This is a genomic window from Plantactinospora sp. CNZ321 (genome assembly GCF_004217235.1).
Genome location: NZ_SHKQ01000001.1, coordinates 7,143,634 through 7,168,371, shown reverse-complemented (window position 1 = coordinate 7,168,371; position 24,738 = coordinate 7,143,634). Strand labels below are relative to the sequence as shown.

27 protein-coding genes are annotated in these 24,738 nt (G+C 72.4%); 15 read left to right on the top strand and 12 right to left on the bottom strand.

What is annotated here, in order from left to right; all coding sequences use genetic code 11:
- Nucleotides 1–37 precede the first annotated feature (37 nt).
- Entirely contained in the window at nt 38–775 is a 738-nt protein-coding gene (locus EV371_RS31170; RefSeq protein ID WP_130465204.1) for an alanyl-tRNA editing protein, read from the top strand.
- An 87-nt stretch (nt 776–862) separates the two neighbouring features.
- Nucleotides 863–1,777, top strand: a complete 915-nt coding sequence (locus EV371_RS31165) for an SDR family oxidoreductase (protein WP_130465203.1) — start codon at nt 863–865, stop codon at nt 1,775–1,777.
- A gap of 70 nt (nt 1,778–1,847) precedes the next feature.
- On the opposite strand, the gene EV371_RS31160 is transcribed toward EV371_RS31165, so the two are convergent.
- Nucleotides 1,848–2,813 (bottom strand): WYL domain-containing protein, encoded by a 966-nt coding sequence (locus EV371_RS31160; RefSeq protein WP_130465202.1) that lies wholly within the window; start codon nt 2,811–2,813, stop codon nt 1,848–1,850.
- Between the two features lie 156 nt (nt 2,814–2,969).
- Between EV371_RS31160 and EV371_RS31155 the strand changes: the two genes are divergently transcribed.
- On the top strand, nt 2,970–3,806 hold the full coding sequence (locus EV371_RS31155; protein WP_130465201.1) for an EI24 domain-containing protein: 837 nt from the start codon (nt 2,970–2,972) through the stop codon (nt 3,804–3,806).
- Nucleotides 3,807–3,964: 158 nt separating this feature from the next.
- On the opposite strand, the gene EV371_RS31150 is transcribed toward EV371_RS31155, so the two are convergent.
- Together EV371_RS31150 and EV371_RS31145 are read right to left on the bottom strand one after the other, a co-directional pair.
- The gene (locus EV371_RS31150) at nt 3,965–4,981 is read right to left on the bottom strand and encodes a LacI family DNA-binding transcriptional regulator (RefSeq protein ID WP_130465200.1); all 1,017 of its coding nucleotides are present in this window, start codon (nt 4,979–4,981) and stop codon (nt 3,965–3,967) included.
- 89 nt (nt 4,982–5,070) lie between these two features.
- A complete protein-coding gene (locus EV371_RS31145) occupies nt 5,071–5,832 on the bottom strand; it encodes a maleylpyruvate isomerase family mycothiol-dependent enzyme (protein ID WP_130465199.1) in 762 nt (253 codons plus the stop codon).
- Between the two features lie 63 nt (nt 5,833–5,895).
- On the opposite strand from EV371_RS31145, the gene EV371_RS31140 reads away from it, so the two are divergent.
- The 3 genes from EV371_RS31140 (at nt 5,896) to EV371_RS31130 (ending at nt 8,071) form a co-directional block, all read left to right on the top strand.
- On the top strand, nt 5,896–6,984 hold the full coding sequence (locus EV371_RS31140; protein ID WP_130465198.1) for a UDP-N-acetylmuramate dehydrogenase: 1,089 nt from the start codon (nt 5,896–5,898) through the stop codon (nt 6,982–6,984).
- A gap of 125 nt (nt 6,985–7,109) precedes the next feature.
- Nucleotides 7,110–7,460 carry a helix-turn-helix transcriptional regulator gene (locus tag EV371_RS31135; protein WP_130465197.1) on the top strand — a complete coding sequence of 117 codons (351 nt, stop codon included), beginning with the start codon at nt 7,110–7,112 and terminating at the stop codon, nt 7,458–7,460.
- Complete coding sequence (locus EV371_RS31130; protein WP_130465196.1) at nt 7,457–8,071, top strand: HAAS signaling domain-containing protein; 615 nt, start codon at nt 7,457–7,459, stop codon at nt 8,069–8,071. Before EV371_RS31135 ends, EV371_RS31130 begins: the two co-directional genes overlap by 4 nt.
- 49 nt (nt 8,072–8,120) lie before the next feature.
- On the opposite strand, the gene EV371_RS31125 is transcribed toward EV371_RS31130, so the two are convergent.
- Together EV371_RS31125 and EV371_RS31120 are read right to left on the bottom strand one after the other, a co-directional pair.
- A complete protein-coding gene (locus EV371_RS31125; RefSeq protein WP_130465195.1) occupies nt 8,121–8,909 on the bottom strand; it encodes a class I SAM-dependent methyltransferase in 789 nt (262 codons plus the stop codon).
- Nucleotides 8,910–9,061: 152 nt separating this feature from the next.
- Nucleotides 9,062–9,841: an SDR family NAD(P)-dependent oxidoreductase gene (locus EV371_RS31120; protein ID WP_130465194.1), complete on the bottom strand. Its 780-nt coding sequence runs from the start codon at nt 9,839–9,841 to the stop codon at nt 9,062–9,064.
- Between the two features lie 185 nt (nt 9,842–10,026).
- On the opposite strand from EV371_RS31120, the gene mshA reads away from it, so the two are divergent.
- Both mshA and EV371_RS31110 read left to right on the top strand, forming a co-directional pair.
- A complete protein-coding gene (gene mshA, locus EV371_RS31115) occupies nt 10,027–11,400 on the top strand; it encodes a D-inositol-3-phosphate glycosyltransferase (protein ID WP_130465193.1) in 1,374 nt (457 codons plus the stop codon).
- Nucleotides 11,401–11,443: 43 nt separating this feature from the next.
- The gene (locus tag EV371_RS31110; RefSeq protein WP_130465192.1) at nt 11,444–11,968 is read left to right on the top strand and encodes a YbjN domain-containing protein; all 525 of its coding nucleotides are present in this window, start codon (nt 11,444–11,446) and stop codon (nt 11,966–11,968) included.
- A 92-nt stretch (nt 11,969–12,060) separates the two neighbouring features.
- Here EV371_RS31110 and EV371_RS34825 read toward each other — a convergent pair whose 3' ends face one another.
- Entirely contained in the window at nt 12,061–12,792 is a 732-nt protein-coding gene (locus EV371_RS34825; RefSeq protein WP_486484866.1) for a hypothetical protein, read from the bottom strand.
- Nucleotides 12,793–12,841: 49 nt separating this feature from the next.
- Here EV371_RS34825 and EV371_RS34820 point away from each other — a divergent pair, with 49 nt between their 5' ends.
- A complete protein-coding gene (locus EV371_RS34820; protein WP_486484865.1) occupies nt 12,842–13,207 on the top strand; it encodes a hypothetical protein in 366 nt (121 codons plus the stop codon).
- Nucleotides 13,208–13,641: 434 nt separating this feature from the next.
- On the opposite strand, the gene EV371_RS31100 is transcribed toward EV371_RS34820, so the two are convergent.
- From EV371_RS31100 to EV371_RS31090, 3 genes are all read right to left on the bottom strand, one after another.
- Nucleotides 13,642–14,445 carry a M23 family metallopeptidase gene (locus EV371_RS31100; RefSeq protein ID WP_130465190.1) on the bottom strand — a complete coding sequence of 268 codons (804 nt, stop codon included), beginning with the start codon at nt 14,443–14,445 and terminating at the stop codon, nt 13,642–13,644.
- 23 nt (nt 14,446–14,468) lie between these two features.
- Nucleotides 14,469–14,993 carry a helix-turn-helix domain-containing protein gene (locus EV371_RS31095; RefSeq protein ID WP_130465189.1) on the bottom strand — a complete coding sequence of 175 codons (525 nt, stop codon included), beginning with the start codon at nt 14,991–14,993 and terminating at the stop codon, nt 14,469–14,471.
- Between the two features lie 67 nt (nt 14,994–15,060).
- Nucleotides 15,061–16,365: an MFS transporter gene (locus EV371_RS31090; RefSeq protein ID WP_130465188.1), complete on the bottom strand. Its 1,305-nt coding sequence runs from the start codon at nt 16,363–16,365 to the stop codon at nt 15,061–15,063.
- A gap of 152 nt (nt 16,366–16,517) precedes the next feature.
- On the opposite strand from EV371_RS31090, the gene EV371_RS31085 reads away from it, so the two are divergent.
- A complete protein-coding gene (locus EV371_RS31085) occupies nt 16,518–17,321 on the top strand; it encodes a phosphoglyceromutase (RefSeq protein ID WP_130465187.1) in 804 nt (267 codons plus the stop codon).
- 39 nt (nt 17,322–17,360) lie between these two features.
- Here EV371_RS31085 and phoU read toward each other — a convergent pair whose 3' ends face one another.
- A complete protein-coding gene (gene phoU / locus EV371_RS31080; protein ID WP_130465186.1) occupies nt 17,361–18,005 on the bottom strand; it encodes a phosphate signaling complex protein PhoU in 645 nt (214 codons plus the stop codon).
- A gap of 220 nt (nt 18,006–18,225) precedes the next feature.
- Between phoU and EV371_RS31075 the strand changes: the two genes are divergently transcribed.
- The gene (locus EV371_RS31075) at nt 18,226–19,509 is read left to right on the top strand and encodes a sensor histidine kinase (RefSeq protein ID WP_486484864.1); all 1,284 of its coding nucleotides are present in this window, start codon (nt 18,226–18,228) and stop codon (nt 19,507–19,509) included.
- Nucleotides 19,510–19,560: 51 nt separating this feature from the next.
- On the top strand, nt 19,561–20,244 hold the full coding sequence (locus EV371_RS31070; RefSeq protein ID WP_130465185.1) for a response regulator: 684 nt from the start codon (nt 19,561–19,563) through the stop codon (nt 20,242–20,244).
- 18 nt (nt 20,245–20,262) lie between these two features.
- Here EV371_RS31070 and EV371_RS31065 read toward each other — a convergent pair whose 3' ends face one another.
- Nucleotides 20,263–21,162, bottom strand: coding sequence for a DUF3109 family protein (locus tag EV371_RS31065; RefSeq protein WP_130466343.1), 900 nt, complete (start codon nt 21,160–21,162; stop codon nt 20,263–20,265).
- Between the two features lie 80 nt (nt 21,163–21,242).
- Between EV371_RS31065 and EV371_RS31060 the strand changes: the two genes are divergently transcribed.
- The 3 genes from EV371_RS31060 to EV371_RS31050 all read left to right on the top strand — a co-directional run bounded on the left by EV371_RS31060 (nt 21,243) and on the right by EV371_RS31050 (nt 23,545).
- The gene (locus EV371_RS31060) at nt 21,243–22,208 is read left to right on the top strand and encodes a Ppx/GppA phosphatase family protein (protein ID WP_130465184.1); all 966 of its coding nucleotides are present in this window, start codon (nt 21,243–21,245) and stop codon (nt 22,206–22,208) included.
- A gap of 48 nt (nt 22,209–22,256) precedes the next feature.
- Nucleotides 22,257–23,093, top strand: coding sequence for a sugar phosphate isomerase/epimerase family protein (locus EV371_RS31055; RefSeq protein ID WP_130465183.1), 837 nt, complete (start codon nt 22,257–22,259; stop codon nt 23,091–23,093).
- 110 nt (nt 23,094–23,203) lie between these two features.
- On the top strand, nt 23,204–23,545 hold the full coding sequence (locus tag EV371_RS31050; protein ID WP_130465182.1) for an MmcQ/YjbR family DNA-binding protein: 342 nt from the start codon (nt 23,204–23,206) through the stop codon (nt 23,543–23,545).
- Nucleotides 23,546–23,622: 77 nt separating this feature from the next.
- Here EV371_RS31050 and EV371_RS31045 read toward each other — a convergent pair whose 3' ends face one another.
- Nucleotides 23,623–24,618 (bottom strand): fibronectin type III domain-containing protein, encoded by a 996-nt coding sequence (locus tag EV371_RS31045; RefSeq protein WP_165436880.1) that lies wholly within the window; start codon nt 24,616–24,618, stop codon nt 23,623–23,625.
- Nucleotides 24,619–24,738: the final 120 nt, after the last annotated feature.

The window sequence follows — 24,738 nt, the reverse complement described above, 5'->3', positions numbered from 1 at the left end:
CACCGGGACCGGGCCGGCCGGGGTAACGTGGCGAGCCATGGGCGTTTCCCAGCATGGCCGGACGCACCGGCTCGACCTCGCCGACCCGACCCTGCGAGAGTGGGAGTGCACGGTGCTCTCCGCCGATCCCGAGCAGGGGATCGTGCTGGACCGGTCGGCCTTCTATCCCGGCGGCGGCGGCCAGCCACCGGACCACGGGGTGCTGCTCTGGCAGGGCGTGCAGACCCGGATCGTCGGCACCCGCAAGGGCGACGACCTCTACCTGATCCCCGCCGAGGGTGACCCGTTGCCGCCGGTCGGCACGGCGGTGACCGGCGCGGTGGAGGACACACGACGCAGCCTGCTGATGCGCACCCACTCCGGGCTGCACGTGCTCTGCGGCGTGGTGTTCCGGGACTTCGGTGCCCTGGTCACCGGCGGCAACATGGAGCCGGGCGAGGCCCGGATGGACTTCAACCTGCCCGAGGTGCCGACCGACTTCAAGGCCCGGCTGGAGGAACTGGTCAACACCGAGGTCACCGCCGACCGGGCGGTGGCGGTGAAGGTACTGCCCCGGGACGAGGCGCTGGCCCTGCCGGACATCATCCGCACCCAGTCCAACCTGATCCCCGCCGACGAGCAGGAGATCCGGATCGTCGACATCGTCGGGCTGGACGTGCAGGCCGACGGTGGTACCCACGTCGCCTCGACCGCCCAGGTCGGCAAGGTCCAGGTGGTCAAGGTGGAGAGCAAGGGCCGGGCCAACCGGCGGGTGCGGGTCCGGCTCGTCAACTGAGCTCCCGGGTTCCCTCGTCAACTGAGCTCCCGGGTTCCGGAGAAATCCGGACGCGAGTTGTCAGAATTCGCTGCCAGGGTCATGGTCATGACAGCAGAACTGACTGAAAAGGTCGCGCTCGTCGCCGGGGCGACCCGGGGTGCGGGGCGGCAGATCGCCGTGCAGCTCGGCGCGGCCGGCGCCACCGTCTACGCCACCGGGCGGAGCACCCGGGAGAAACGCTCGGAGGTGGACCGGCCGGAGACCATCGAGGAGACCGCCGAACTGGTCACCGCGGCCGGCGGCGTCGGGATCGCGGTACAGGTCGACCACCTCGTCCCCGACCAGGTACGCGCCCTGGTCGAGCGGATCGACCGGGAACATGGCCGGCTGGACGTACTCGTCAACGACATCTGGGGGGCGGACCGGCTGATCGGCTGGTACAAGCCGATCTGGGAGCAGGACCTGGACGACGGCTTCCGCACGCTGCGGCTCGCCGTCGAGACGCACATGATCACCAGCCACTTCGCGCTGCCGCTGCTGATCCGCAACCCGGGGGGCCTGGTGGTGGAGGTCGGCGACGGCACCAGGGAGTACAACGACCAGAACTACCGGCTGTCGGCCTTCTTCGACCTGGCGAAGACTGCGGTGAACCGGCTCGGCTACATCTGGGCACACGAGTTGAAGGAGTACGGCGGCACGGCGGTCGCGCTCACCCCGGGCTGGCTGCGGTCGGAGTTCATGCTCGACGAGTTCGGCGTCACCGAGGAGAACTGGCGGGACGCGATCGAGAAGCAGCCGCACTTCGTCATCTCGGAGAGTCCGGCCTTCGTCGGCCGGGCGGTCGCCGCGCTCGCCGCCGACCCGGAGAAGGCCCGCTGGTCCGGGCAGTCCCTCTCCAGCGGCCAACTCGCCAGGGTGTACGGCTTCACCGACCTGGACGGCAGCCAGCCGGACGCCTGGCGTTACATGGCGGAGGTGGAGGCCACCGGCAAGCCCGCCGACGCGACCGGCTACCGCTGAACCGTGAGATGCAAGGAGGGCCGGCCCCTTGTTGTCGCCTTCTGTTGTAGCGGGGGCCCTTCCTGACCGCTTACGCGTAGAGCCCGGCCAGTCGCCGTGCCGCCGAGCGGAGCCGGTCCCGTAGCTCCGGCGGCTCCAGCACCTCCACCTCCGGGCCGAGGCTGAGCAGTTGGCCGTACGCGACGTCGGGGGACTCGACCGGCAGCCGGGTCACCACCCAACCGTGCTCGTCGGGCTCCCCGGCGTTCGCCTCGGCCTCCCGTACGGCGGGCGGCTCGGTGACGTAGCGCAGGGCGTACCGGCCGGCGGGGCTGAGCCGGACCGTGATCTCGTCCCGCAACATCTCCCGGACGAACCGTTCCGCCTGGGCGGCCCAGTAGCCGGCCAGCTCGAACGAGTCGTCCCGGCTGAACGTCTCCGCGCCGACGGTCACCTCGGTCATCCGGTCCACCCGGTAGGTGCGGTGCCCCGGTCCGACCCGGGCCACGAGGTACCACGCGCCGCCCTTGCACACCAGCCCGTACGGCTCGACGGTCCGGGTCACCTCCCGGTCGCGGCGCCGGTAGCGGAACTCGACCGTCCGGTCCTGCCACACCGCTTCGGCCAGTTCGCTGAGCCAGGCCGGCGGATCCGCCGTCCGGAACCACCCCGGTACGTCGAGGTGGAACCGCCGCTCCACCCGGGTCGACGCGTCCCGCAGCCCGCTCGGCAGCGCGGCGAGCACCTTCAGTTGGGCGGTCGTCACCACGTCGGCCAGTCCCATCTCGCTGGCCGGTCCGGGCAGCCCGGAGAGGAAGAGCGCGTCCGCCTCGGTCCGGCTCAGTCCGGTCAGCCGGGTCCGGTAGCCGCCGAGCAACCGGTAGCCGCCGGCCCGGCCCCGGTCGGCGTAGACCGGGATGCCGGCCGCGTTCAGCGCCAGGATGTCCCGGTAGATGGTCCGTTCCGAGACCTCCAGCTCCCGGGCCAGCTCGGCACCGGTCATCGACTCGCGGTTCTGCAGGAGCAGGACCAGGGAGATCAGCCGAGCGGCGCGCACGCATCCATCCTGCCCGGCGGCGCCGACGCCGTCTCGACCGGCGGTGGTGACGCGTTCCCGGGCGACGGTGGTGACGGATTCCCGGGCGGCGGTGGCGCGTTCGCGGGCGACGCGGTGCCGTGCCGGCGGTCGGGGCGGCCGATAGGCTTTCCGGTCGTGCAGACCCCCACCCCCGCCGCGCCGCGTCCCCGCCGCGCCGGCTCGTTCCTCTCCGCGTTCGGCTCCGGGGTCGGGCTGCTGTTCCGAGGGCTCGCGGTCTACGGCCGCAACCCGGGGCTGGTGCTGCTCGGCATCGTGCCGGCGGTGATCTCCGGCGCGCTCTACCTGGCCGGTCTCGGCACGCTGATCTACTTCTCCGACGAGCTCGCCGCGCTGATCACCCCGTTCGCCGAGGACTGGTCGGACGGCTCGCGCCGGGCCCTGCGGCTGGTCGCCGGGCTCGCCCTGCTCGGCCTGGGCGGCCTGCTCGGGGTCCTCACCTTCACCGCCATCACGCTGGTGATCGGTGACCCGTTCTACGAGAAGATCTCTATCCGGGTGGAGGAGCGCTACGGCGGGGTGCCGGACGAGGTCGAGCTGCCGTTCTGGCGTTCGCTGCGGCGCAGCATCGCCGACGCTGCGCGGCTGCTCGGCCGGTCGGTGCTGTTCGGCGTACCGCTCTTCGTCGCCGGGTTCGTGCCGGTCGTCGGGCAGTTCGTCGTACCCGTGATCGCCGCGATGGTCGCCGGCTGGTTCCTCGCGATGGGCCTGGTCGGAGTGCCGTTCCAGCGGCGCGGGCTCCGGCTGCCGGAGCGGCAGCGGGCGCTGCGGGCGAACCGGCCGCTGACCCTGGGCTTCGGGGTGGCGGTCTTCCTCTGCTTCCTGATCCCGCTCGGTGCGGTGCTGCTCACCCCGGCAGCGGTCGCCGGGGCCACCCTGCTGGCCCGCCGCGCGCTCGGCGAGTCCGTCGACCACCGCGACCGGGCCGACGCGACCGCCCCCGAGTCGGCCTGACGCGGGTCGAACGGTCGAGGGCGACATGACCAGTTCACCTGACCGCCGCTTCGACTGACTGCCGCTTCGGCTGATCGCCGCCGCAACTGGTGCCGCTTCGGCTGATCGCCGCCGCAACTGGTGCCGCTTCGGCTGATCGCCGCCGCCGGCAGGGCGGCTCAGGCGGAGGCGCGTAGCACGAGTTCGGTGGGGAGCAGGACGACCGGCTCGATCCGGTCACCGGCGGCGAGTCGCAGCAGTTGGCGGGTCATCGTGCGGCCGAGATCCTGGATCGGCTGCCGTACGGTGCTCAACGGCGGGTCGGTGTAGCCGGCCAGCTCGATGTCGTCGAAGCCGAGCACCGCCACGTCCTCCGGGACCCGGCGCCCCGCCTCACGCAGCGTACGCAGCGCGCCGTGCGCCATCAGGTCGGAGGCGACGAAAACCGCGTCCAGGGTCGGGTCCTGGGTCAGGAGTTGCCGCATCGCGACCGCCCCGGACTCCCGGGTGAAGTCGCCGAACGCCTCGACCGGGCGCCGGCCGGCGTCCCGGAGTTCGGCCCTGTAGCCGGCGAGCCGGTCGATCCCGGCCACCATGTCCTGCGGGCCGGCGATGGTGGCGATCCGCTGCCGGCCGGACCTGAGCAGGTGCCGGACCGCGCCGCGTACCCCGGCGACGTGGTCGACGTCGACGTACGGCACCGCGACGGGGGGCTGGCCGAGCGGACGCCCGCTGCACACCACCGGCAGTCCCGCCTGGGCCAGCGCCCCGGGCAGCGGGTCGGCGCCGTGCAGGGAGGCGAAGAGTACGCCGTCGACGTGCCCGCCCATCGCGTAGCGCTCGACCCGCTCGTGGCTGGCCGCCGACTCGGCCAGGGTCAGCACGAGCTGCTTGCCAGCGGCCTCCAGCTCCCGGCTGACCCCGAGGATGATCCCGGGGAAGACCTGGTCGTCGGAGAAGACCCGGGTGGACGCCTCCGGCAGGACCAGCGCCACCGAGTCGGTCTGCTGGGTGACCAGGCTGCGGGCCGCGAGGTTCGGCACGTAGCCCAGCTCCCGCACCGCCCGCCGGACCGCCTGTTGGATCGGCTCGGCGACCGTGGTCGAACCGTTCACCACCCGGGACACGGTGGCCCGGGACACACCGGCCCGTTGCGCCACCGCCTCCAGCGTGGGCCGCGCGCGGGTCACCGCCATCTCCGCTCCTCAGCTCAGCCGCCGGGGAAATGGTTCCACGCGCGCCTGAAGGTCAACAACCCGTCGGGCGGGTGCCGGACCGGCTCCGGTCAGCCGACGCGCAGCCCCGGAAGCAGCCCGGCGTCGCCGGCCACGTCGAGGGCGTCGAAACCGAGCCGCCCCCAGAGGGCCAGCAGCAGATCGCTGGCCGTGCCCGAGATCTGCGCCCGGGCGTGGTGGTCGTCGCTGTCCAGGATCGTGTCGGTGTCCAGCAGGGCGACGCCGGCACCGCGCAGCCGCAGGTACCACTCCTGCCCGGCGTCGGTCGCGACCAGGTGGACCACCCCGTGGAACTGCTGGTCGGCGGCGCGCCGGCCGGCCGGCAGATGGGTGTCGAGCACCTCGCCGACCCCGTCGGCCGCAAGCTTGGCCTCAATCGGCTCCCCGGCGGCGACCGCCATCTGCGCGTCCCAGCGGTGCACCGCGGTCTCGTGCGCCATCCGGCGGTGCCAGAACCCGGCCTTCTTCGGCTGGGGCGCGTAGTTCCAGGCCGGCGCCTCCGGGTCGACCCGGTCCAGCACGTCCATGAGCTGGTCGAACTCCTGCCGCCACCACTCCACGGCCGCCGTCCCGGTCGGCAGGCCGTCCGGGACCGTGAGCGGGTCGGCCCGCTCGGTGCTGCCCCGGCTCACGATGCTCCGGGCCCGGGCGTAGACCGACCCGAGGTGGTGCACCAGATCGGTCATGGTCCACTCGGGACAGGACGGCACCCGGATGTCGAGCGGAGCCTCGGCGACCGTGGCACCGAAGGTCGGCCCCTCGGCGCGGAGCGCCCCGAGCCAGAAGTCCTTGGTGCCGTGCAGTCTGGTCATGTCGATCCTCCCGTGCCCCGGGCCGCCACCGGTCGGCCCGTCTCTCAGCCTAGGGTGAATGCTGTGCCAGACGTTAACGCCCGCCCGATAACCGCCGCCGACTCCGCCGATCCCGCGCGACTGGCCGGTTATACGACGCTGCGGCTCGGCGGCGCACCCCGGCGCCTGGTCACCGCCACCCGAACGGATGAAATTCCGGAGAAACTGCGTGCCGCCGACCTGCGGGACGAGCCGGTCCTGGTGCTGGCCGGCGGCAGCAACGTGGTGGTCGCGGACGAGGGTTATCCGGGCACGGTGCTGCTGGTCCGGTCCCGCGGCTTCGAGCTGGTCGCCGAGGACGAGGTGTCGGTGACCATCCGGGTGGCGGCCGGCGAGCCGTGGGACGACCTGGTGGCGGCCACCGTCGAGGCCGGCTGGTCGGGGGTGGAGTGCCTCTCCGGCATCCCCGGGTCGGCCGGCGCGACCCCGATCCAGAACGTCGGGGCGTACGGGCAGGAGGTCGCGGAGACGGTCACCGGGGTGGAGGTGTACGACCGGCTGACCGGCGAGCTGACCCGGATGAGCGCTGCCGGGTGCGGCTTCGGCTACCGGTCCAGCGTCTTCAAGTACAACGACCGGTGGACGGTGCTCACCGTCGACTTCCGGCTGTTCCGCTCGACGCTCTCCGCTCCGGTGCGCTATGCCGAGCTGGCCCGGGCGCTCGGGGTGGAGGTCGGCGACCGGGTGCCGCTGGGTGACGCCCGGGCCGCCGTACGCGCGCTGCGTGCCGGCAAGGGCATGGTGCTGGATCCGGCCGACCCGGACACCCGCTCGGTCGGGTCGTTCTTCACCAACCCGGTGCTGGACGCCGGGGCGTACCAGGCGCTGCGGGAGCGGGCCGCCGGGCTCGGCGAGCCACCGGCCTGGCCCGGCGCGGGGGACACGGTGAAGGTCAGCGCCGCCTGGTTGATCGACAAGGCCGGTTATCCGAAGGGTTACCAGGGGCCGGGCGGGGTGGCCATCTCCTCGAAGCACACCCTGGCGCTGACCAACCGGGACGGTGGCTCGACCGGTGCCCTGTTGACGCTGGCCCGGGAGATCCGCGACGGGGTGCACGACCGGTTCGGCGCCACCCTGCATCCGGAGCCGGTGCTGGTCAACTGCGCCCTCTGAGGGTCGAAGCCGGGTCTTCCACCCTCGCTCGTACCCGGATAGGGCGGGGCGCCGCCCCTGATCCTTGCAAAGCAAGGTACCCTGTGCCGCATGGTTATCGTCATCGTCGATGTCGGGCGCCGCTGATGGCGGCGGCCAGACCCGAGGCGCTGCCCGGCCAACTCCGCCGCGGAACGCTCGAATACTGCGTGCTCGCGCTGCTCCGGCCCGGCGAGCGCTACGCCCTCGACCTGGTCCGCGAACTGGGCGCGGTCGACGGCATGGTGACGAGCGAGGGCACCATCTACCCCCTGCTGTCGCGGCTGCGCCGGGACGGTCTGGTGGAAACCGCCTGGCACGAGTCGCCGAGCGGGCCGCCCCGCCGCTACTACCAGCTCACCGCCACCGGGCGGGACCGGCTCGACCAGTTCGTCGGTGAGTGGATCCGGTTCCGTGACGCGGTGGATCTGCTCGTCATCCCCAAGGAGATCCCGTGAAGCCGACCACCCCCGACGCGCTCGTCGAGCGCTACCTGCGCCAGTTGCGCGCCGAACTCGCCCCGCTGCCCGCCGACCGCCGGCAGGAGGTGCTCGACCAGATCGGCGAGCACATCGCCGTACGCCGGGCGGAGCCGGACGGGCAGACCGTGGCCGAGGTGCGCGCGATGCTCGACCGGCTCGGTGATCCGGTGACCCTCGGCGCGGACGCCCGGGAGCGGTTCGGGGTGCCGCCCCGGCGCCGCGGTCCGGTGGAGACGCTGGTACTGGCCTGCGCCGCGACCGGCCCCTTCCTGGTGCTGGTCCCGGCCGTGCTGGTGCCGTTCGGCACCGTCCGGCCCTGGCACGTCGTTCCGGTGGCCGTTGCGGCGCTGCTCTGGCTCTCCCGGCTGTGGCCGGTTCGGGACAAGCTCGTCGGCACCGCCCTGCTGCTTGGCTGTGCGGCCGTTTTCGTCCTGCTCGACCTGCTCGGCTTCCAGGACACCGGCCTCGGTTCGCTGGCCCTGCTGTTCGTGGCGCTCTTCCTGCCCTTCGGCGCCGCCACCTGTTACCTGGCGATCCGGATGTCCCGGCTCACCACCGCCGCGCCGGCCCGGCTCGGCGCCCGGTAGCCGCTCCGGTGGTCGGACTGGCCCGGCCGCGTCCCGGGCGCGGCCAGGGTCAGCGCCGTGTTGCCGGCGGGGTGTCACCGGGTGGCGCCACCGCCGACCATGCCACGGTGACCTCGCCGAGCCGCCACCTGGCCGGCCGGTCCAGTACGGGCCAGCCGGCGGCGCGGACCGCCTCGACCGCACGCCGCCAACGCTGCCGGGGCCCGAACGTGGCGTACGGGGCCGCCTCCCGCCAGCCCTGCTCCAGCGCCTGGATCAGCGCGTGCACGCCGGTGCCCGGGACGTTGTGGTGGATCAGCGCCTTGGGCAGCCGCTCGGCCAGTGTGGCTGGGCTGTCGAGTGTGGAGAGACGAGCGGCCAGGGTCAGCGACCGGGGGCCGGTGGCGTCGACGAGGAGCCAGCCGGCCAGCCGGCCCAACTCGTCACAGGTCCCCTCGACCAGCACTCCGCTCGGTTGCAGTGCCCCGGTCATGGCCCGCCAGGCCGGTACGACCTCCGGCTCGGCGTACTGCCGCAGCACGTTGAACGCCCGGACCAGCACCGGGCGCAGCCCGGCCAGCTCGAAGCCACCCCGGCCGAAGGTCAGCCCCGGCGGGTCGGCGGCGGGCGCGGCAGCGGCCACCCGTACCGGATCGATCTCCAGCCCGACCACCCGGACGTCCGGCCGGACGGCGGCGGCCAGCCGGGCCCGCAGCTCGACCACGGTGACCGGGCTGGCACCGTAGCCGAGGTCCACCACCAGCGGATCGCCGGCGTCCCGAAGCAGGTCGGCACAGGTCGACGCGATCCAGTTGTCCACCCGGCGCAGCCGGTTGGGGTTGGTGGTGCCCCGGGTCACCGCACCGACCGGGCGGGCCGTCCCACCGCCACCCGCGCCGTCCGACGGTCCGCCCCGCCACCCGGTTGGCGACCCCCGCAGAGCGGGTCGCCCGGAAGCAGTGGTCCCGTGGTCGCCGGCGGTGGGATCCGACCGCTGCGGCTGCACCCGGCTCACCTGCCGGGGTCGGTCCCGACCCGGTGCACCTTGTGCTGGGCCGCCTGGGCCAGCGGGCGGACCACCAGCCGGTCCACGTTGACGTGATGTGGCCGGGTGACGCACCAGGCGACGCAGTCGGCCACGTCGTCGGCGACCAGCGGCTCGGCCACCCCGGCGTAGACCGCCGCCGCCCGCTCGGCGTCGCCGCCGAAGCGGACCAGCCCGAACTCCTCGGTCCTGACCATTCCCGGGTCGATCTCGACGACCCGGACCGGCCGTCCACAGAGCTCCAGCCGCAGCGTCTCGGCCAGCGCGGTCTGGGCGTGCTTCGCCGCCGTGTAACCGCCACCGCCCTCGTAGACGATCAGACCGGCGGTGGAACTGAGCACCACCACCGTGCCGGCGCCGGAGGCATCCAGCGCGGGCAGCAGCGCCTGGGTGACCCGGAGCGTGCCGAGCACGTTCACGTCGTACATCCACTGCCAGTCGGCGATCCTGCCTGACTCGACCGGGTCCAGCCCACGCGCGCCACCGGCGATGTTGACCAGGACGGTGACCGGCCCGTCCAGCCGTCCGGCGGCGGCGGCCAGCTCCGCCACCGATTCATCCGAGGTGACGTCGCAGGTCTGCGCGGTGGCCGTGCCGCCGGCCCGGCGGATCTGGTCGACCAGCGCGTCCAGCCGGTCGGCCCGGCGGGCGGCGGCGAGCACGTCGAAGCCCTCGGCGGCCAGCCGGCGGGCCGTCGCGGCGCCGATTCCGCTGGACGCCCCGGTGACGATCGCGACAGGAGTCATCGGGACATTCTGGCCCAAGCCGGTGCCGAGGCCGCGACCTGGGCCCGAATGAGGTCGGTCACCTCCTCGACCACCCGGACGATTGCGGGTGCCCCGATCGGGAAGATGACACCCAACACGGTGGTTGCTCTGTGATGTGACCCGGTCGTGCGGGACGGCGTAACACGGTGACAGAAGGAGCGGGCGTGGCGGAACTGCACACCGGGGTGGCCCGGCAACGAGGTGCCCGGCCGTGGCCGACGCCACGACGGATCGCGACCATCTCCGTGCACACCTCACCGCTGCACCAACCGGGCACCGGTGACGCCGGTGGGATGAACGTCTACATCGTCGAGGTCTCCCGGCGGCTGGCCGAGGCCGGCGTCGAGGTCGAGATCTTCACCCGAGCCACCTCCAGCGACCTGCCGGCGGTGGTCGAGATGGCCCCGGGCGTGACGGTCCGGCACGTCACCTCCGGCCCGTTCGAGGGACTGGCCAAGGAGGAACTGCCCGGCCAGCTCTGCGCGTTCACCGCCGGCGTACTCCGGGCCGAGGCGGCTCGCCCGCCCGGCTTCTACGACCTCATCCACTCGCACTACTGGCTCTCCGGCCAGGTGGGCTGGCTGGCCAAGGAGCGCTGGGGGGTACCCCTGGTGCACACCGCGCACACCCTGGCCAAGGTGAAGAACGCCCGGCTCGCCGAGGGGGACCGGCCCGAGCCGAAGGCGCGGGTGATCGGCGAGGAGCAGGTGGTCGCCGAGGCCGACCGGCTGGTGGCGAACACCACGGTCGAGGCCCGGGACCTGATCTCCCGGTACGCCGCGGACCCGGAACGGGTCGAGGTGGTACGCCCCGGGGTCGACCTGGACCGCTTCACCCCGTCACCGCCCGGCCGGGAGGAGGCCGCCCGGCTCGCCGCGCGGCGCCGGCTGGGCCTGCCGGAACGGGGCGCCATCGTGGCCTTCGTCGGCCGTATCCAGCCGTTGAAGGCACCGGACGTGCTGCTGCACGCGCTGGCCGAGCTGCGGAACCGGCAGCCGGGAATCGCCGGGACGGCCACCGTGGTGATCGCGGGCGGACCGAGCGGCAGCGGACTGGACCAGCCCACCTCGCTGATCGAGCTGGCCGGCAAGCTCGACGTCGCCGACGCGGTGCGGTTCCTGCCACCGCAGACCGGTGACGACCTGCCGGCGCTCTACCGGGCCGCCGACCTGGTGGCGGTGCCGTCGCACAACGAGTCGTTCGGCCTGGTCGCCCTGGAGGCGCAGGCCTGCGGTACCCCGGTGGTCGCCGCCGCGGTCGGCGGGCTGGTCACCGCCGTCCGGGACGGCGGCAGTGGCGTACTCGTCGACGGGCACCACCCGCACGACTGGGCGAGGGTGCTCGGCGGCCTGCTGGTCGCGCCACGGCTGCGGGCCGAGTTGTCCCGGGGTGCGGTCGAGCACGCCCGCGCCTTCTCCTGGGCTCGTACTGCCAGCGGCCTGCTCGGGGTCTACCGTGGGGCGGTGGCGGAGTACCGCGACCGGCTCGCCTCCGAGCTGGCGGACGGCACGGCGACGCTTCCGCTGGCGGCCTGCTGACGCTGCGGCGGTGGCGCCCCCGGACGGGGAGGGCGGACGGGAGATGGAGTCTCGGGCGGAGATCGGTCGGCTGATCGAGGCGGTCTGTGCCGACCGGGAGCTGACCTGCGAGCCGACGGGCGAGCACTCGTACGCGGTCACCCTGCCGGGCACGCACAAGCTCAAGACGATCTGCAACCTGATCGTCGGGGAGCACGCGCTGCGGATCGAGGCGTTCGTGATGCGCCAGCCCGACGAGCGGCGCGAGGAGCTCTTCACCTGGCTGTTGCAGCGCAACGCCCGGATGTACGGGGTGGCGTTCTCCGTCGACGCGGTCGGTGACGTCTACCTGACCGGCCGGGTGGGCCTGACCGGGGTGACCGAGGAGGAGCTGGACCGGCTCCTCGGCTCGGTGCTGACGTATGCGGACGAGTCGTTCGACACCATGCTGGAGATCGGCTTCGGCGCGGCGATCCGCCGGGAGTGGGAGTGGCGGGTCAGCCGGGGCGAGTCGTTGGCGAACCTGCGGGCGTTCGCGCACCTCTTCGAGCGTTCGGCGACGGAAAACTCGGGTTTGGACCGCCCCTGACGGGTATGCCCCGGCGGCGGCACCAGGATGTGGCGATGGCCGCGCCGCCTGCCGAGGTCAGACTGTCAGAGGGAGCGTGAGGATCTCATGGCTCAGCGGAACAGTTCCGGTCGCGGCGCAACCGCGACCGCGACGAAGCGCCGATCCAGCAGCAGCACGGGTGACATCGACGAACGCAAGATCAGCTCGATGAAGGTCGATGACATCCGGGGGCAGCTCAAGAAACGTGGCATTTCAGGCATATCGGCACTACGCAAGATGGACCTGGTGAAGAGCCTGGTCCGGACGCTGAAGGCCGAAAGCCGGGGCGGGCCGGGCCGGAAGGCCACGACGACGGCGAGCAAGCGGGCGACGCCGAGCAAGCGGACGACCGCAAGCAAGCGGACGACCGCAAGTAAGCGGACGACGCCGAGCAACCGGGCGACGCCGAGCAAGCGGGCGACCGCGAAGAAGGCGCCGTCTCGTACGGTCGCGGCACAGAAGGCCCCGGCCCGGAAGGTCAGCACCGCCCGGGCGGCCGCGAAGAAGGCACCGCCTGGGAAGGCGACGGCGAAGAAGGCGCCCGCCCGGAAGGCCGGTACCACCCGGGCGACGGCGAAGAAGGCGCCGGCCGGGAAGGCCGGCACTGCCCGGGCGGCCGCGAAGAAGGCGCCGGCCGGGAAGGCGAGCACGGCCCGGGCGACGGCGAAGAAGGCGCCTGCCCGCAAGGCCGCTGCGAAGAAGGCGCCGACCCGGAAGGCGACCGGCGCGGCGACCGGCGCCCGGAAGGGTACGACCGCCGGGAAGAGCACCACGGCCGCGGTTAAGACGACCGGGGCGCGCAAGTCGACGGCGGGGCCCGCCCGGAAGGCGGGCGGGGCTCAGAAGTCGACCGTGAGCGGCGGCGGGAAGTCGAGGTCGCTGAAGTACGCCCAGCCGATCTCCTCCCCGCAGGACACCCCGGAGCGTCCGGGGCGGAGCCTGGTGACCCGGGACCACGACGTGATCCGACGCTGGGCCGAGGGCCGGAACGCCCAACCGGCGACGATCGAGGGCACCGAACGCGAGGGACGGCTCGGCGTACTGACGTTTGACTTCCCCGGTTGGCGGGAAGGCGGACGACTGAAGCCGGTCAGCTGGGACGAGTGGTTCCACACCTTCGACCTGCGCCAACTGAACTTCATTTACCAGGAGCAGCTTTCCGACGGTCGGCAGAGCAACTTCTTCCGTACCGAATCGCCGCTGCGCGAGGACGGCTGACTCCCGGGTGGACCAGGAATTTCTGGGGGTACCCACGGTGTTGCACAACAAGACGCCGGAAATTGACCAACCGTGGGTGTGATGGGCAAGACAGAGCTTCCGGCTTGTGTTGGTCATCCGGCGACAACTAACGTTATTGCACGCGCCGCGCTCGGTTGCGTTCGGGGGAACGCCAGATCGCGCAGATCTGTGCACCGGGCGTTGGTGCTGGGGGACGGGTGGTAGTTGCCGCCGTTGGGGGACGGTGCGCGCCACCTGTAACCGGCGGTGCGTGCGGGCGACGTTTACGGGGGTGAGCGTCGCCCGCCGCCGCCGGTCCAACGCTGTCCGGCAATTCCGTGTGGGAGCCGGCTCCCGACATCCTCGACCGCGCCTCCTCGACCGCGAGCCCCGGTCCGGACCCCGGCCCGTCGCACGGACGAAAATGGGATCGATTATCGCCGCCCTGCCGTCGGGTCGACAGAAATGGTCTCTCCGTTGGCCGGTACGCCGATTTCCCGCCACGTGAACGGAATTCCCCGGGCGACGTCCAGATCCGGATTGTCCATCAACTGGAAGTGGACATGTGGTTCGGTCGAGTTGCCGGAATTCCCACACTCCGCCACCGGCTGACCGGTTCGGACGCGGTCTCCGGCCCGGACGAGCAGCGAATTACGTCGCAGGTGCGCGTAGGCGGCGTACCGGCCGTCGCCGAGATCCAGGATGAGGTGGTTGCCGAGGATCCGACCGGGGCCGGCGATCTCCCGGAACAGTCCCTCCACCACCAGGTAGAGCAGGGCAGGGTAAGAGTTGCGGCTGAGGTGGTCACGATTGCGGTCGACCGCACGGAGCACGGTGCCGTCGGCGACCGCCAGCAGCGGCGCGCCGAAGCCGGGGAAGTCCCGGTTGGGCCGTACCGGCGGCCACCACCCGAAACCCGGGCGCGGCCGGTCCAGCGGTTCCGCGACCAGGTCGATCGCGTACGTCTGCCCGTAGGCGCGCACCCCGTGGCTGGGTACCTTGCTGGCCGGGCTGTTCAGCGCCGACCAGCGGCCGAGGACCGGTGGGTCGAGCTCGACCGGCGGCCCGGGATCCGGCGCCCTGGCGAGCACCCGCCCCAGCGCCACCCGTAGGGCGATGGCGAGTGCGATCACCAGCCAGCCCCACAGCGAGGTGAAGTCGAGGAAGAAGCCGGCCACCAGGATCACCAGAAACGCGAGCCAGCAGGCGCGGTGCAGGACCATCAGTGCCTTGAGCATGGAAGTCTCCTCTCGGGGCGAGGTCAGGCCCGGGCGATCGCCACCGCCACCAGCAGCGGGACCACCCGCCCGGCGGGCACCTCGTAACGCCCCCGGCCGGGGCTGTGCAGCCAGCCGGTCGCGGCCAGTTGCCGGAGGTGGTGGTAGACCTGTCCGGTCGTGCCGAGGCCGTCGAGGGCGGTGAGTTCGGTGACGGTACGCCGGCCGGCCAGGATCTCGTGGAGCAGTCGCAGCCGTACCGGGTGACCGAGCGCGGCGAAGGACTCCGCCGCATCGCTCCAGTCGCCGGCCTCCCCGTCGAGCAGTGCCTCGGTCGGCAGGCCGTACTGCCAGTCGTAGCGCTCGTTGCCGGGCAGCCGGACCGAGCCGGTGTAGAGCACGCCGCCCTGCTCGGCACCGAGCGCGGCGAGCCGCGCCTTCAGGCCGTCCAGGGCCCAGAAGTCACCCTCGCCCGCCGGTGGATCCGGCCGGGGTGCCGGGGCCGTTACCCGTTCCTCCAGGGCCGCCAGTCGGCGCTCCAGCTCGGCGACCCGCTCCTCCAGCGTCATAACTTCGAGTGTACGTAATTACGTAACTCCTTGACAATCGCTCGTACCGTCGAAGATGCCCCCCGGCTCAGGCGCGAGCGGTGGCCGATGGCCGGGTCGGGCCCGCGTCACCGGCCGGCTCGTCCGCCGCCGGCCCCGCCGTTCCCGCCTCGGCCGTGTGCAGCGCGCGGACCCGCCGTTCCCGGGCCGGCCCGGAAAGCAGATGCGCGACCGCCACCACGCCGCCAAGCGCCGCGCAGCCCAGCCAGAGCGCCGAGTCGCCGAACTGTTCCCGTACGAAGCCACCGGTGACCGGGGCGGCGAACGTCGCCACCGACCAGGAGAGCGAGAAGAGTCCCTGGTAGCGACCGCGCAACGCCGTCGGGGACAGCTCGGCGATCAGGGTGGCGTTGGACGGCGAGTTGAGCATCTCGCCGAGGGTCCAGATCAGCACGGTGAGCACGTAGAACCAGGCCGCGTCCGCGAACGCGGTCAGCCCGAAGCCGACCCCGGTGATCAGCGCGGCCAGTGCCAGTACCCGGGAGCGGCCCCGCCCCCGGATCAGCCGCGGTACGAAGAGCTGCCCGGCCACGATCAGCACCCCGTTGACCGCGATCACCGACCCGTACGTCGACGGCGACAGCCCGTCCTGTCCCATCGCGATCGGCAGCATCGAGAGGTGCTGCATGAAGACCAGCGCCAGCAGGATGTTCAAGGCGACGAACCCGACGAACACCCGATCGCGCAGCGCGCTGCCCAACCCGCCCCGGTGCGGTGCGGCCAGCCCCGCGGGGACAACACGGACCCGGCGGGTCTCGGCCACCTTGAGAAAGATGATCAGTGCGGTGGTGACCGTGGTCGCCGCGTTGACCACGAAGAGCAGCAGGTAGCTGGCCTCGGCGGCCAGCCCGGCCAGGATCGCGGCGCAGGCGAAGCCGAGGTTGATCGCCCAGTAGTTCAGCGTGAAGGCGCGCAGCCGGTCCCGTTCGGGTACGACGTCGACCATCATCGCGCCGAACGCCGGCCGGGCCGCCTCGGCGAACATCCCGAGCAGCAGCGCGCCGAGCCCGACCAGCCAGAGCTCCCGGACCAGCCCCAGGGCCAGCATGATCGCCGCCGCGCCCAGATGCGCGGTGAGCAGGGTGGGCCGCCGCCCCCACTGGTCGGCGAGGATCCCGCCGGTGAGGGTGCCGACCGCCCCGCCGGCACCCCAGAGCCCGAGCACGATCCCGGCCTGGAACTCGGAGAAGCCCCGCTCGGTGGTGAGGTAGATGGCCAGGAAGACGAGGACGAAGGAACCGAGCCGGTTGACCAGGGTGCCGGCCCAGAGGTACCAGAAGGTCCGAGGTAGACCGCCGGTGGTGTCCTGGAACCACTTTCCGACCGTCCGCATCCCGCCGCCCCCGTACCGGTAATGACCGTTCGCCGCCTAACGCCTTACGACGCTAGTGTGGCGGGTCCGACCCGGTCATCCCGTTTTCCACGTGTCGGTCGTCACCCCGGGTCGCCGCGTGCCGGTTCGGCAGGTCCGGCAGGATGAGGTCCATGACTGCGAGCACGAGTGATCGGCCGGAGGAGGCCACGGTGGCGGGCGAGGGCGCCGCAGTGGGTACGTTGGTGCTGCTCCGGCACGGCGAGAGCGACTGGAACGCCAAGAACCTCTTCACCGGCTGGGTCGACGTGGACCTCACGGCCAAGGGTGAGGGCGAGGCCCGGCGCGGCGGCGAACTGCTGCGCAAGCACAACCTGCTGCCCGACGTGCTGCACACCAGCGTGCTCCGCCGGGCGATCCGCACCGCCGAGCTGGCGCTGGACGCCGCCGACCGGCACTGGATCGCGGTACGCCGCTCGTGGCGGCTCAACGAGCGGCACTACGGCGCGCTCCAGGGCAAGGACAAGAAGCAGACCCTGGCCGAGTACGGCGAGGAGCAGTTCATGCTCTGGCGCCGGTCGTACGACACCCCGCCGCCGCCGATCGCCGACGGTGACGAGTGGTCCCAGGCCGGCGACCCGCGCTACGCACTGCTCCCGCCCGAGCTGATGCCGAAGACGGAGTGCCTGAAGGACGTCGTCGACCGGATGCTGCCGTACTGGTTCGACTCGATCGTGCCGGACATCCTGGCCGGCCGGACGGTGCTGGTCGCCGCGCACGGCAACTCGCTGCGGGCGCTGGTCAAGCACCTGGACGGCATCTCCGACGAGGCGATCGCCAAGCTGAACATCCCGACCGGGATCCCGCTGCGCTACGACCTCGACCGGTCGATGCGCCCACTGGTGACCGGCGGAGCCTACCTCGACCCCGAGGCGGCCAAGGAGGCCGCCGCCGCCGTCGCCAACCAGGGCCGCTGAAGTGTGAGTCCCTGTCGTCCGCCAGAGGGCGACCGGGACTCACACCTGGGTTTCGCCGGTGACCAGGTAGACGACCCGGCGGCCGGCGTTCACCGCGTGGTCGGCGTACCGCTCGTAGAAGCGGCCGAGCAGGGTCGCGTCGATGGCGGTCTCCACCCCGTACGGCCAGTCGTCGGCTAGCAGCACCGCGAAGAGCTGCCGGTGCAGGTCGTCCATGGCGTCGTCGTCGGAGTCCAGTTCGGCGGCGAGGTCGGCGTCGGGCTCGGAGAGCACGTTCGCGATCTTGTCGGCGATCCGGTCCGCCACCGTCGCCATCTCGGTGAAGACCGGACGGAGCTCGGCCGGCACGGCGGGCGACGGGTGCCGGCGTACGGCGGTCTTGGCGACGTGGTCGGCGAGGTCGCCCATCCGCTCCAGATCCGCCGCGACGTGCAGGGCGGTGACCAGGGTGCGCAGGTCGGAGGCGACCGGTGCCTGCCGGGCCAGCAGGTCGCAGACCCGCTCCTCGACCTGCCGGTAGAGGGAGTCGATCTCCGCGTCCCGCTCGATCACACCCTCGGCGGCCGTCCGGTCGGCGGTGAGCAGTGCCCGGGTGGCCTGCCGCATGGCGACCCGGATCGCCTCGGCCATGTCCACCAGCAGCTGGCTCACGATGTTCAGGTCGATCCGGAATTCCTCGCGCATGATCACGTCCTGTCGCAGGTGGCGGTACCGCCGGCGGTACCGGGTCCGGCCCTGGCCGGCGGCAGGGGGCGTCGGTCCGGCCAACGGTAGGTCGATCCGGCGGCGCCGAGGTGAACATCGGTGAACGGCACCGGGCCGGCGGGTGAACATTCCCGGACGCCGGCGTGATTCGCCCGATTTTGCCTGGTCGATAGGTTAACGATGACCATACGATCGCCGCGTGGAATGGGAGGCGGTCGCGGGCGTGCTGGTCGGGCTGGGTCTCGGCCTGGTCCTCGGCCCGCTCCGCCACCGGGTCGCCGGGTGGTTTCCGGCCGGACGCACCGCGACCGGACGAGGCGCGGCACGCAGCGACAGGAGGCCGGCGATAGGCACCGACGAGCAGGCCGGCGGGCTGCCGGGACTCGGCCGCAAGAGTCTCGACTCGCTCCGGGTCGGGGTGGTGGTCCTCGACGCCCACGACGTCCCGGTCCTGGTGAACCCGGCCGCCCGGGCGATGGGACTACTCCGGGTCGGCAGTACCCCAGGCACGGTCGCCGCGCACCCGATCATCCGTACCCTGGCCGGCCAGGTGCGGCGCACCGGAGTGCGCCGCGAGGTCGAGCTGGACCTGACCCGGGGCCGCGAGGGCGGCATGTCCGACCCGCTCGGCGTGCACCTGCGGGCGATGGGTCTGGGATCCGGCTACATCGCGGTCGAGGCGGCGGACGTGACCGAGTCGCACCGGGTCGCCCGGGTCCGCCGGGACTTCGTGGCCAACGTCAGCCACGAGCTGAAGACCCCGATCGGGGCGTTGCAGTTGCTCGCCGAGGCGCTGTTGGACGCCACCGACCAGACCGCCGGAGAGGGGACGATCGATCCCTCCGAGGACATGGCGGCGGTCCGCCGGTTCGCCGAGCGGATCCAGCACGAGTCGACCAGGCTCGGTAAGCTCGTCAACGAGCTGCTCGAACTCACCCGGTTGCAGGGCGCGGAGCCGCTGCCGGCGCCGGAGCCGGTCGCGCTGGACTGGGTCACCGCCGAGGTGCTGGACCGGACCCGTACCGCCGCCACCGCCCGGAAGATCACCGTCGTGGTCGAGGGCGAACGGGATCTGACCGTCTACGGCAGCGACAGCCAGATCGCCACCGCGGTCAGCAACCTGGTGGAGAACGCGATCGCGTACTCGGCGGAGCGGACCAGGGTCACGGTGGCGAGCCGGAGCACGGACGAACACATCGAGATCGCCGTCACCGACCAGGGCATCGGGATCGCCCCGGACGACGTCGACCGGATCTTCGAACGGTTCTACCGGGCAGACCAGGCCCGGTCACGGCAGACCGGCGGGACCGGCCTCGGCCTGGCGATCGTCAAGCACATCGCCACCAACCACGGCGGGCGGGTCGAGGTGTCCAGCACGCTCGGCGGTGGCTCGACGTTCACCCTCCGGCTTCCCGCGCGTCCGCCGGACGCCTTCCTACCGCCAGCCCCGACAGTTGGGATCGAGACCGGTTCCTTCGGATAGCCCGAGATCCGTCGGACAGTTCCGAGCGGACCTACACCAGAGAGGAAGTCCGTGGCCCGCGTACTCGTGGTCGAGGATGAGGAGTCGTTCTCCGACGCGCTCTCCTACCTGCTGCGAAAGGAAGGGTTCGAGGTCTCGACGGCGGCGACCGGCACGGCGGCGCTGACCGAGTTCGACCGCACCGGTGCGGACATCGTGCTGCTCGACCTGATGCTGCCGGAGATGTCCGGCACCGAGGTGTGCCGGCAGCTCCGGCAACGGTCCCAGGTGCCGATCATCATGGTCACCGCCCGGGACAGCGAGATCGACAAGGTGGTCGGGCTGGAGATCGGCGCCGACGACTACGTGACCAAGCCGTACTCGCCGCGCGAACTGGTCGCCCGGGTCCGGGCGGTACTGCGGCGGCGCGGCAACGAGACCGCGGAGCCGGGCACCCCGACCCTGGCCGCCGGCCCGGTCCGGATGGACGTCGAACGGCACGTGGTCACCGTCGACGGCTCCCCGGTGCAGCTTCCGCTCAAGGAGTTCGAACTGCTGGAACTCCTGCTCCGCAACGCCGGGCGGGTGCTCACCCGGGGACAGCTGATCGACCGGGTCTGGGGCGCGGACTACGTCGGCGACACCAAGACCCTCGACGTACATGTGAAGCGACTGCGCTCGAAGGTCGAGCCGGAGCCGTCGGCGCCGCGCTTCATCGTCACCGTCCGGGGTCTGGGCTACAAGTTCGAGCCGTAGCCCGGCGGCCTCCGTCGGTCAGCGGGACGGGCCGCGCGGCCTGCGCTGGGCCGCCGGCCGGCGTCCGGCGGCGACCGCCCTCGGGCTGGCCGGCTCCCGGCCACCCTCCTCGGGACGGTCCAGCACCGGGTCGGCCCCGGCGGTCGCCGGGTGCGTCGCCACCAGGCCACGCCGTTCCCGCTCGGCGCAGAGTTCGGCCAGCTTCGCGTACGCCGGCTTGCCGATCAGCGCGATCAGCTCGGGGGAGTACGACAGGTACATCGGCTCGGTGCCGACGTGCGCGTCCGGCGACGAGGTGCACCACCAGTCGAGGTCGTGCCCGCCCGCGCCCCAGCCACGCCGGTCGAACTCGCCGAGCGTGCTGACCAGCACCTTCGTCCCGTCCGGGCGCTTGGTCCAGTCCTGGTCCCGGCGTACCGGCAGTTGCCAGCAGACGTCCGGCTTGTATTCCAGCGGGTGTACGCCGTCACGCAGCGCCTGGGCGTGCAGGGCGCAGCCGCCCCCGCCGGGGAAGTCGGCGTCGTTGAGGAACACGCACGGCGTGTCTTCGCCGCGGGTCGCCGTACGCCGGGCCGGGGTCTCGCCGTCCACCGAATCCAGCTCGGTGTAGTTCTTGAAGCCCCGCCGGTAGTGCTGCCAGGTCTGCGGGCTGAGCCGCTTGACCGCCGACCGGACCCGCTTCTCGTCGTCGGCGTCGGTGAAGAAGGCGCCGTGCGAGCAGCAGCCGTCGGCGGCCCGGCCGGCGATGATGCCGTGGCAGGTCTGGCCGAAGACGCAGGTCCAGCGGGAGAGCAGCCAGGTCAGGTCGGCCCGGATCAGGTGCTCGGGGTCGGCCGGGTCGGCGAACTCGAGCCACTCCCGGGGAAAGTCGAGCGGAACCTCCCGGCTGCGGGGGTCGGCGGGGTCGTCCACCAGGATCCGGAGCTGGTCACGTGCTGCTGCCACCCGGCCAGCCTACGCCCGCTATCCGCCCTCGACCTGCGTCTAGGGTCTTTCCCATGCGACTCGGTGTGCTTGATGTCGGTTCCAACACCGTGCACCTGCTGGTCGTGGACGCGCACCACGGCGCGCATCCGTGGCCCGCACACTCGGAGAAGGCGGTGATCCGGCTCGCCGAGCAGATCGGCCGGGACGGGGAGCTGCCGGTCGCCGCGGCGGACGCCCTGGTCGAGGCGGTGTACGAGGCGAAGCTGGCCGCGGACCGGCTGGCCGTCGACGACCTGCTGGCCTTCGCGACCTCCGCGGTCCGGGACGCCACCAACGCGTCGGAGGTGCTGTCCCGGGTCCGGGCCGAGACCGGGGTACTCCTCCAGGTGCTCTCCGGCGCCGACGAGGCCCGGCTGACCTTCCTCGCCGTACGCCGGTGGTTCGGCTGGTCCGCCGGTCGGCTGCTGGTGCTGGACATCGGCGGTGGCTCGCTGGAGATGGCGGCCGGGATCGACGAGGAGCCGGAGTTCGCCCGGTCGCTGCCGCTGGGCGCCGGCCGGCTCACCCGGGAGTGGCTGGACGTGGGGCCGGAGAGTGACCGCACCCCGTCGGCGTCGGCGGTGGCCGGCCTGACGACGTACGTCGAGGAGATGCTGGACACCGTTGTCGAGGGCACCGTCGGGGTCGGCTGGGACCGGGTCGCCGCGACCAGCAAGACGTTTCGGAGCCTGGCCCGGCTGGCCGGCGCGGCGCCGTCGTCGGACGGGCTATGGGCACCGCGCAGCCTCTCCCAGACCGGACTGCGGCAGGTGATCGGCTTCATCCGGCACATCCCGCCGAGCAAGCTGTCCGAACTCGAAGGGGTCGACCCGCGCCGGGCGCACCAGTTGTTGGCCGGGGCGATCGTGGCCTCGGCGGCGATGTGCCGGCTCGGGGTGGAGAACCTGGACATCTGCCCGTGGGCACTCCGGGAGGGTGTGATCCTGCGCCGGCTCGACCTGCTGGATCCGGCGCCGAGGGCTCGAGAGCCGATCTGACCTGCGGTTTCATTCGTTGTTGTGTGTGTCTGCCCGATCCGCGCTCGGATGGCGGGTGCCGGGTCGGGCTACGCTGAGAGCGTGACCACCCGCGTACTGCTGTCCAGTTCCTCGGTCTTCCCCGAGCCGACCGCAGCCGCCTTCGAGATGGCGGCGACGCTCGGCTACGACGGTGTCGAGGTGATGGTCTGGACCGACGCGGTGAGCCAGGACGCCGGAGCGCTGCGCGGCCTGGCCCGGCACTACGGCGTGCCGGTGCTCTCGGTGCACTCGCCCTGTCTGCTGGTCACCCAGCGGGTCTGGAGTTCCGACCCGTGGGAGCGGCTGCGCCGATCGGCGGTACTGGCCGAGACCCTCGGGGCGCCGACGGTGGTGGTGCACCCGCCCTTCACCTGGCAGCGGGAGTACGCCCGCTCGTTCGTCGACGGCGTGGCCAGGATCGGCGACGACCACCCGGGGATCCGGTTCGCGGTGGAGAACATGTTCCCGGTCCGGATGGCCGGCCGGGCGTTCGTGCCCTACGCGCCGGGGTGGAACCCGACCGACACCGGCTACCCCGCCTACACCCTGGACGTGTCGCACTGTGCGGCCTCGCACAGCGACGCACTGGAGTTGGCCGACAAGATGGGGGCCGGGCTGGCGCACGTACACCTCGGGGACGGCACCGGCGAGGGCCGGGACGAGCACCTGGTGCCCGGCCGGGGCACCCAGCCCTGCGCCGAACTGCTGACCTCGCTCGCCGGGCGTGGCTTCACCGGCTCGGTCGCGGTGGAGGTCTCCACCCGGCGGGCCCGCAGCCGCGCCGACCGGGAGAGCGACCTGCGGGCGGCGCTGGAGTTCGCCCGCCAGCACCTGGCCGCGCCGACCCGGGTCGACGCCCGCTGAAGGTACGCCCGCTGGAGATTCGCCCCCTGGACCGGCGGCCGACGCCGTCTCGGCCTGGTGCCGGATGCCGTACCGAGCCGGTTGTCGGTACCCGTCGTTACGCTCGGCCGGTGGTGACCGTAGCCGACGTGCGGGTGCTGGCCCGAACACTGCCGCGCAGCAGCGAGCACCTGATCCGGGACCGGGTGAAGTTTCGGGTCGGTCCGATCGTCTACGTCGCCTTCTCCCGGGACGAGACGACGATGGGTTTCGGCTTTCCGAAGGAGAAACGGGAGGCCCTGGTCGCCAGCGACCCCGAGCTGTTCTTCCTGCCCGGCAGATCGGATCTGCGCTTCAACTGGGTCTGCTGCCACCTGGCCCGACTCGACCACGACCAGATGACCGAGCTGGTCACCGAGGCGTGGCGGATGGTGGTTCCCAAGTTCCTGGCCCGGCAGCGGCTGGGCGGCTGACCGGCGCCACCGGTCGGGACACGGTGTGCCGACCGCCGGCACGCCGCCGGGACCATGCCCGGGGTGGACCGTCGGCGTCAGGTCCCGGTGCAGGAGGCGCCGTTCAGGGTCACGCCGCTGGGCGGGACGTCCGGGGTGCCGGGTGTGGCGAGGGTCAGTGTCACGTCCTCCGTCTCGCCCACGCTGAACTGGTCGGCCCAACCCGACCACCAGACCACCACGTCCCGACCGTGCTGCGCCCAGGCGTGCGAGGCGTACCCGATCCGCCGGTCGTCGGGGAAACTGAACCGGACCGACCAGGCCGACAGCGCCGTGCGGCCGGTGTTGGTCACCAGCACGGCGGAGGGCTGGCCGGCGGTACCCGGTCGATAGCCGGCCCGGCACGATGCGGTGGGATCCGCGGCGGTGCGCGCCCTGGTGGCCGGTGACGGTGCCGAGACGTTGCCGGAGACGTCCCGGGCGACCAGATGGAAGTCGTAGTGCAGGTCGGGGATCAGCCTGGTCACCCGGGTCGAGGTCCCGGGCAGGCCGCCGACCAGCGGTGTGCTGCCGGTGCCCTCGATGCCCGCCCACAACTGATAGGTCGGTGCCGAGGCGTTGTCGGTGGACGCCGCCCAGGCCAGCGTGACCGTGCTGGCGGTGACGTCCGAGACCACCGGGGTGCCGGGCGGGCCGGGTGCTTCCGCGTCCGGCGGCGCCGGGTCGGTCCGGAAGGTCACCGGCGCGGAGAATCCGCTCTGGTTGCGGCCGTCGGAGGCACGCACCATCCAGGTGTACGCCGTGTCGGGCGTCAACCCGGTGAGCCGGTACGACGGGACACCGGTGTTGGTGTAGAAGCCGTTGCCGCCGCCGCGCAGGTACCAGATCTCGTACTCGGTGACCCCGGTGTCGTCGGTGGACGGCCGCCAGGTGAGCAGGGCCGAGTTTTCGGTGATCTGGGTGGCGACGGGCGTGCCGGGGGTGCTGGGTGGGATGGTGTCGGGTGGCGCCGCGAGGGCCGGCGCGGCGGCGGCGATGATCCCGGCGGTGACCAGCGCGCTGAGCACGGGGCGCGGACCGGTGCGGGTCGTCATGCGGTGCCTCCCGGGCGCCACCAAGGGCATCCATCGATAAACGCCGATTGTGGCATCGTATCGCTGTTCGGCGTCCGGTTGGCGGCGTAGCGAAGAGACGCAGGGGGCGACGCGCCGGAA

Excerpts from the sequence above, each read along its gene's own strand:
- EV371_RS31170 (WP_130465204.1), top strand. The coding sequence starts at position 38 with ATGGGCGTTTCCCAGCATGGCCGGACGCACCGGCTCGACCTCGCCGAC.
- EV371_RS31165 (WP_130465203.1), top strand. The coding sequence starts at position 863 with ATGACAGCAGAACTGACTGAAAAGGTCGCGCTCGTCGCCGGGGCGACC.
- EV371_RS31150 (WP_130465200.1), bottom strand. The coding sequence starts at position 4,981 with ATGGCGGTGACCCGCGCGCGGCCCACGCTGGAGGCGGTGGCGCAACGG.
- EV371_RS31145 (WP_130465199.1), bottom strand. The coding sequence starts at position 5,832 with ATGACCAGACTGCACGGCACCAAGGACTTCTGGCTCGGGGCGCTCCGC.
- EV371_RS31135 (WP_130465197.1), top strand. The coding sequence starts at position 7,110 with ATGGCGGCGGCCAGACCCGAGGCGCTGCCCGGCCAACTCCGCCGCGGA.
- EV371_RS31120 (WP_130465194.1), bottom strand. The coding sequence starts at position 9,841 with ATGACTCCTGTCGCGATCGTCACCGGGGCGTCCAGCGGAATCGGCGCC.
- EV371_RS31110 (WP_130465192.1), top strand. The coding sequence starts at position 11,444 with ATGGAGTCTCGGGCGGAGATCGGTCGGCTGATCGAGGCGGTCTGTGCC.
- EV371_RS31100 (WP_130465190.1), bottom strand. The coding sequence starts at position 14,445 with ATGCTCAAGGCACTGATGGTCCTGCACCGCGCCTGCTGGCTCGCGTTT.
- EV371_RS31095 (WP_130465189.1), bottom strand. The coding sequence starts at position 14,993 with ATGACGCTGGAGGAGCGGGTCGCCGAGCTGGAGCGCCGACTGGCGGCC.
- EV371_RS31090 (WP_130465188.1), bottom strand. The coding sequence starts at position 16,365 with ATGCGGACGGTCGGAAAGTGGTTCCAGGACACCACCGGCGGTCTACCT.
- EV371_RS31085 (WP_130465187.1), top strand. The coding sequence starts at position 16,518 with ATGACTGCGAGCACGAGTGATCGGCCGGAGGAGGCCACGGTGGCGGGC.
- phoU (WP_130465186.1), bottom strand. The coding sequence starts at position 18,005 with ATGCGCGAGGAATTCCGGATCGACCTGAACATCGTGAGCCAGCTGCTG.
- EV371_RS31060 (WP_130465184.1), top strand. The coding sequence starts at position 21,243 with ATGCGACTCGGTGTGCTTGATGTCGGTTCCAACACCGTGCACCTGCTG.
- EV371_RS31055 (WP_130465183.1), top strand. The coding sequence starts at position 22,257 with ATGGCGGGTGCCGGGTCGGGCTACGCTGAGAGCGTGACCACCCGCGTA.
- EV371_RS31045 (WP_165436880.1), bottom strand. The coding sequence starts at position 24,618 with ATGACGACCCGCACCGGTCCGCGCCCCGTGCTCAGCGCGCTGGTCACC.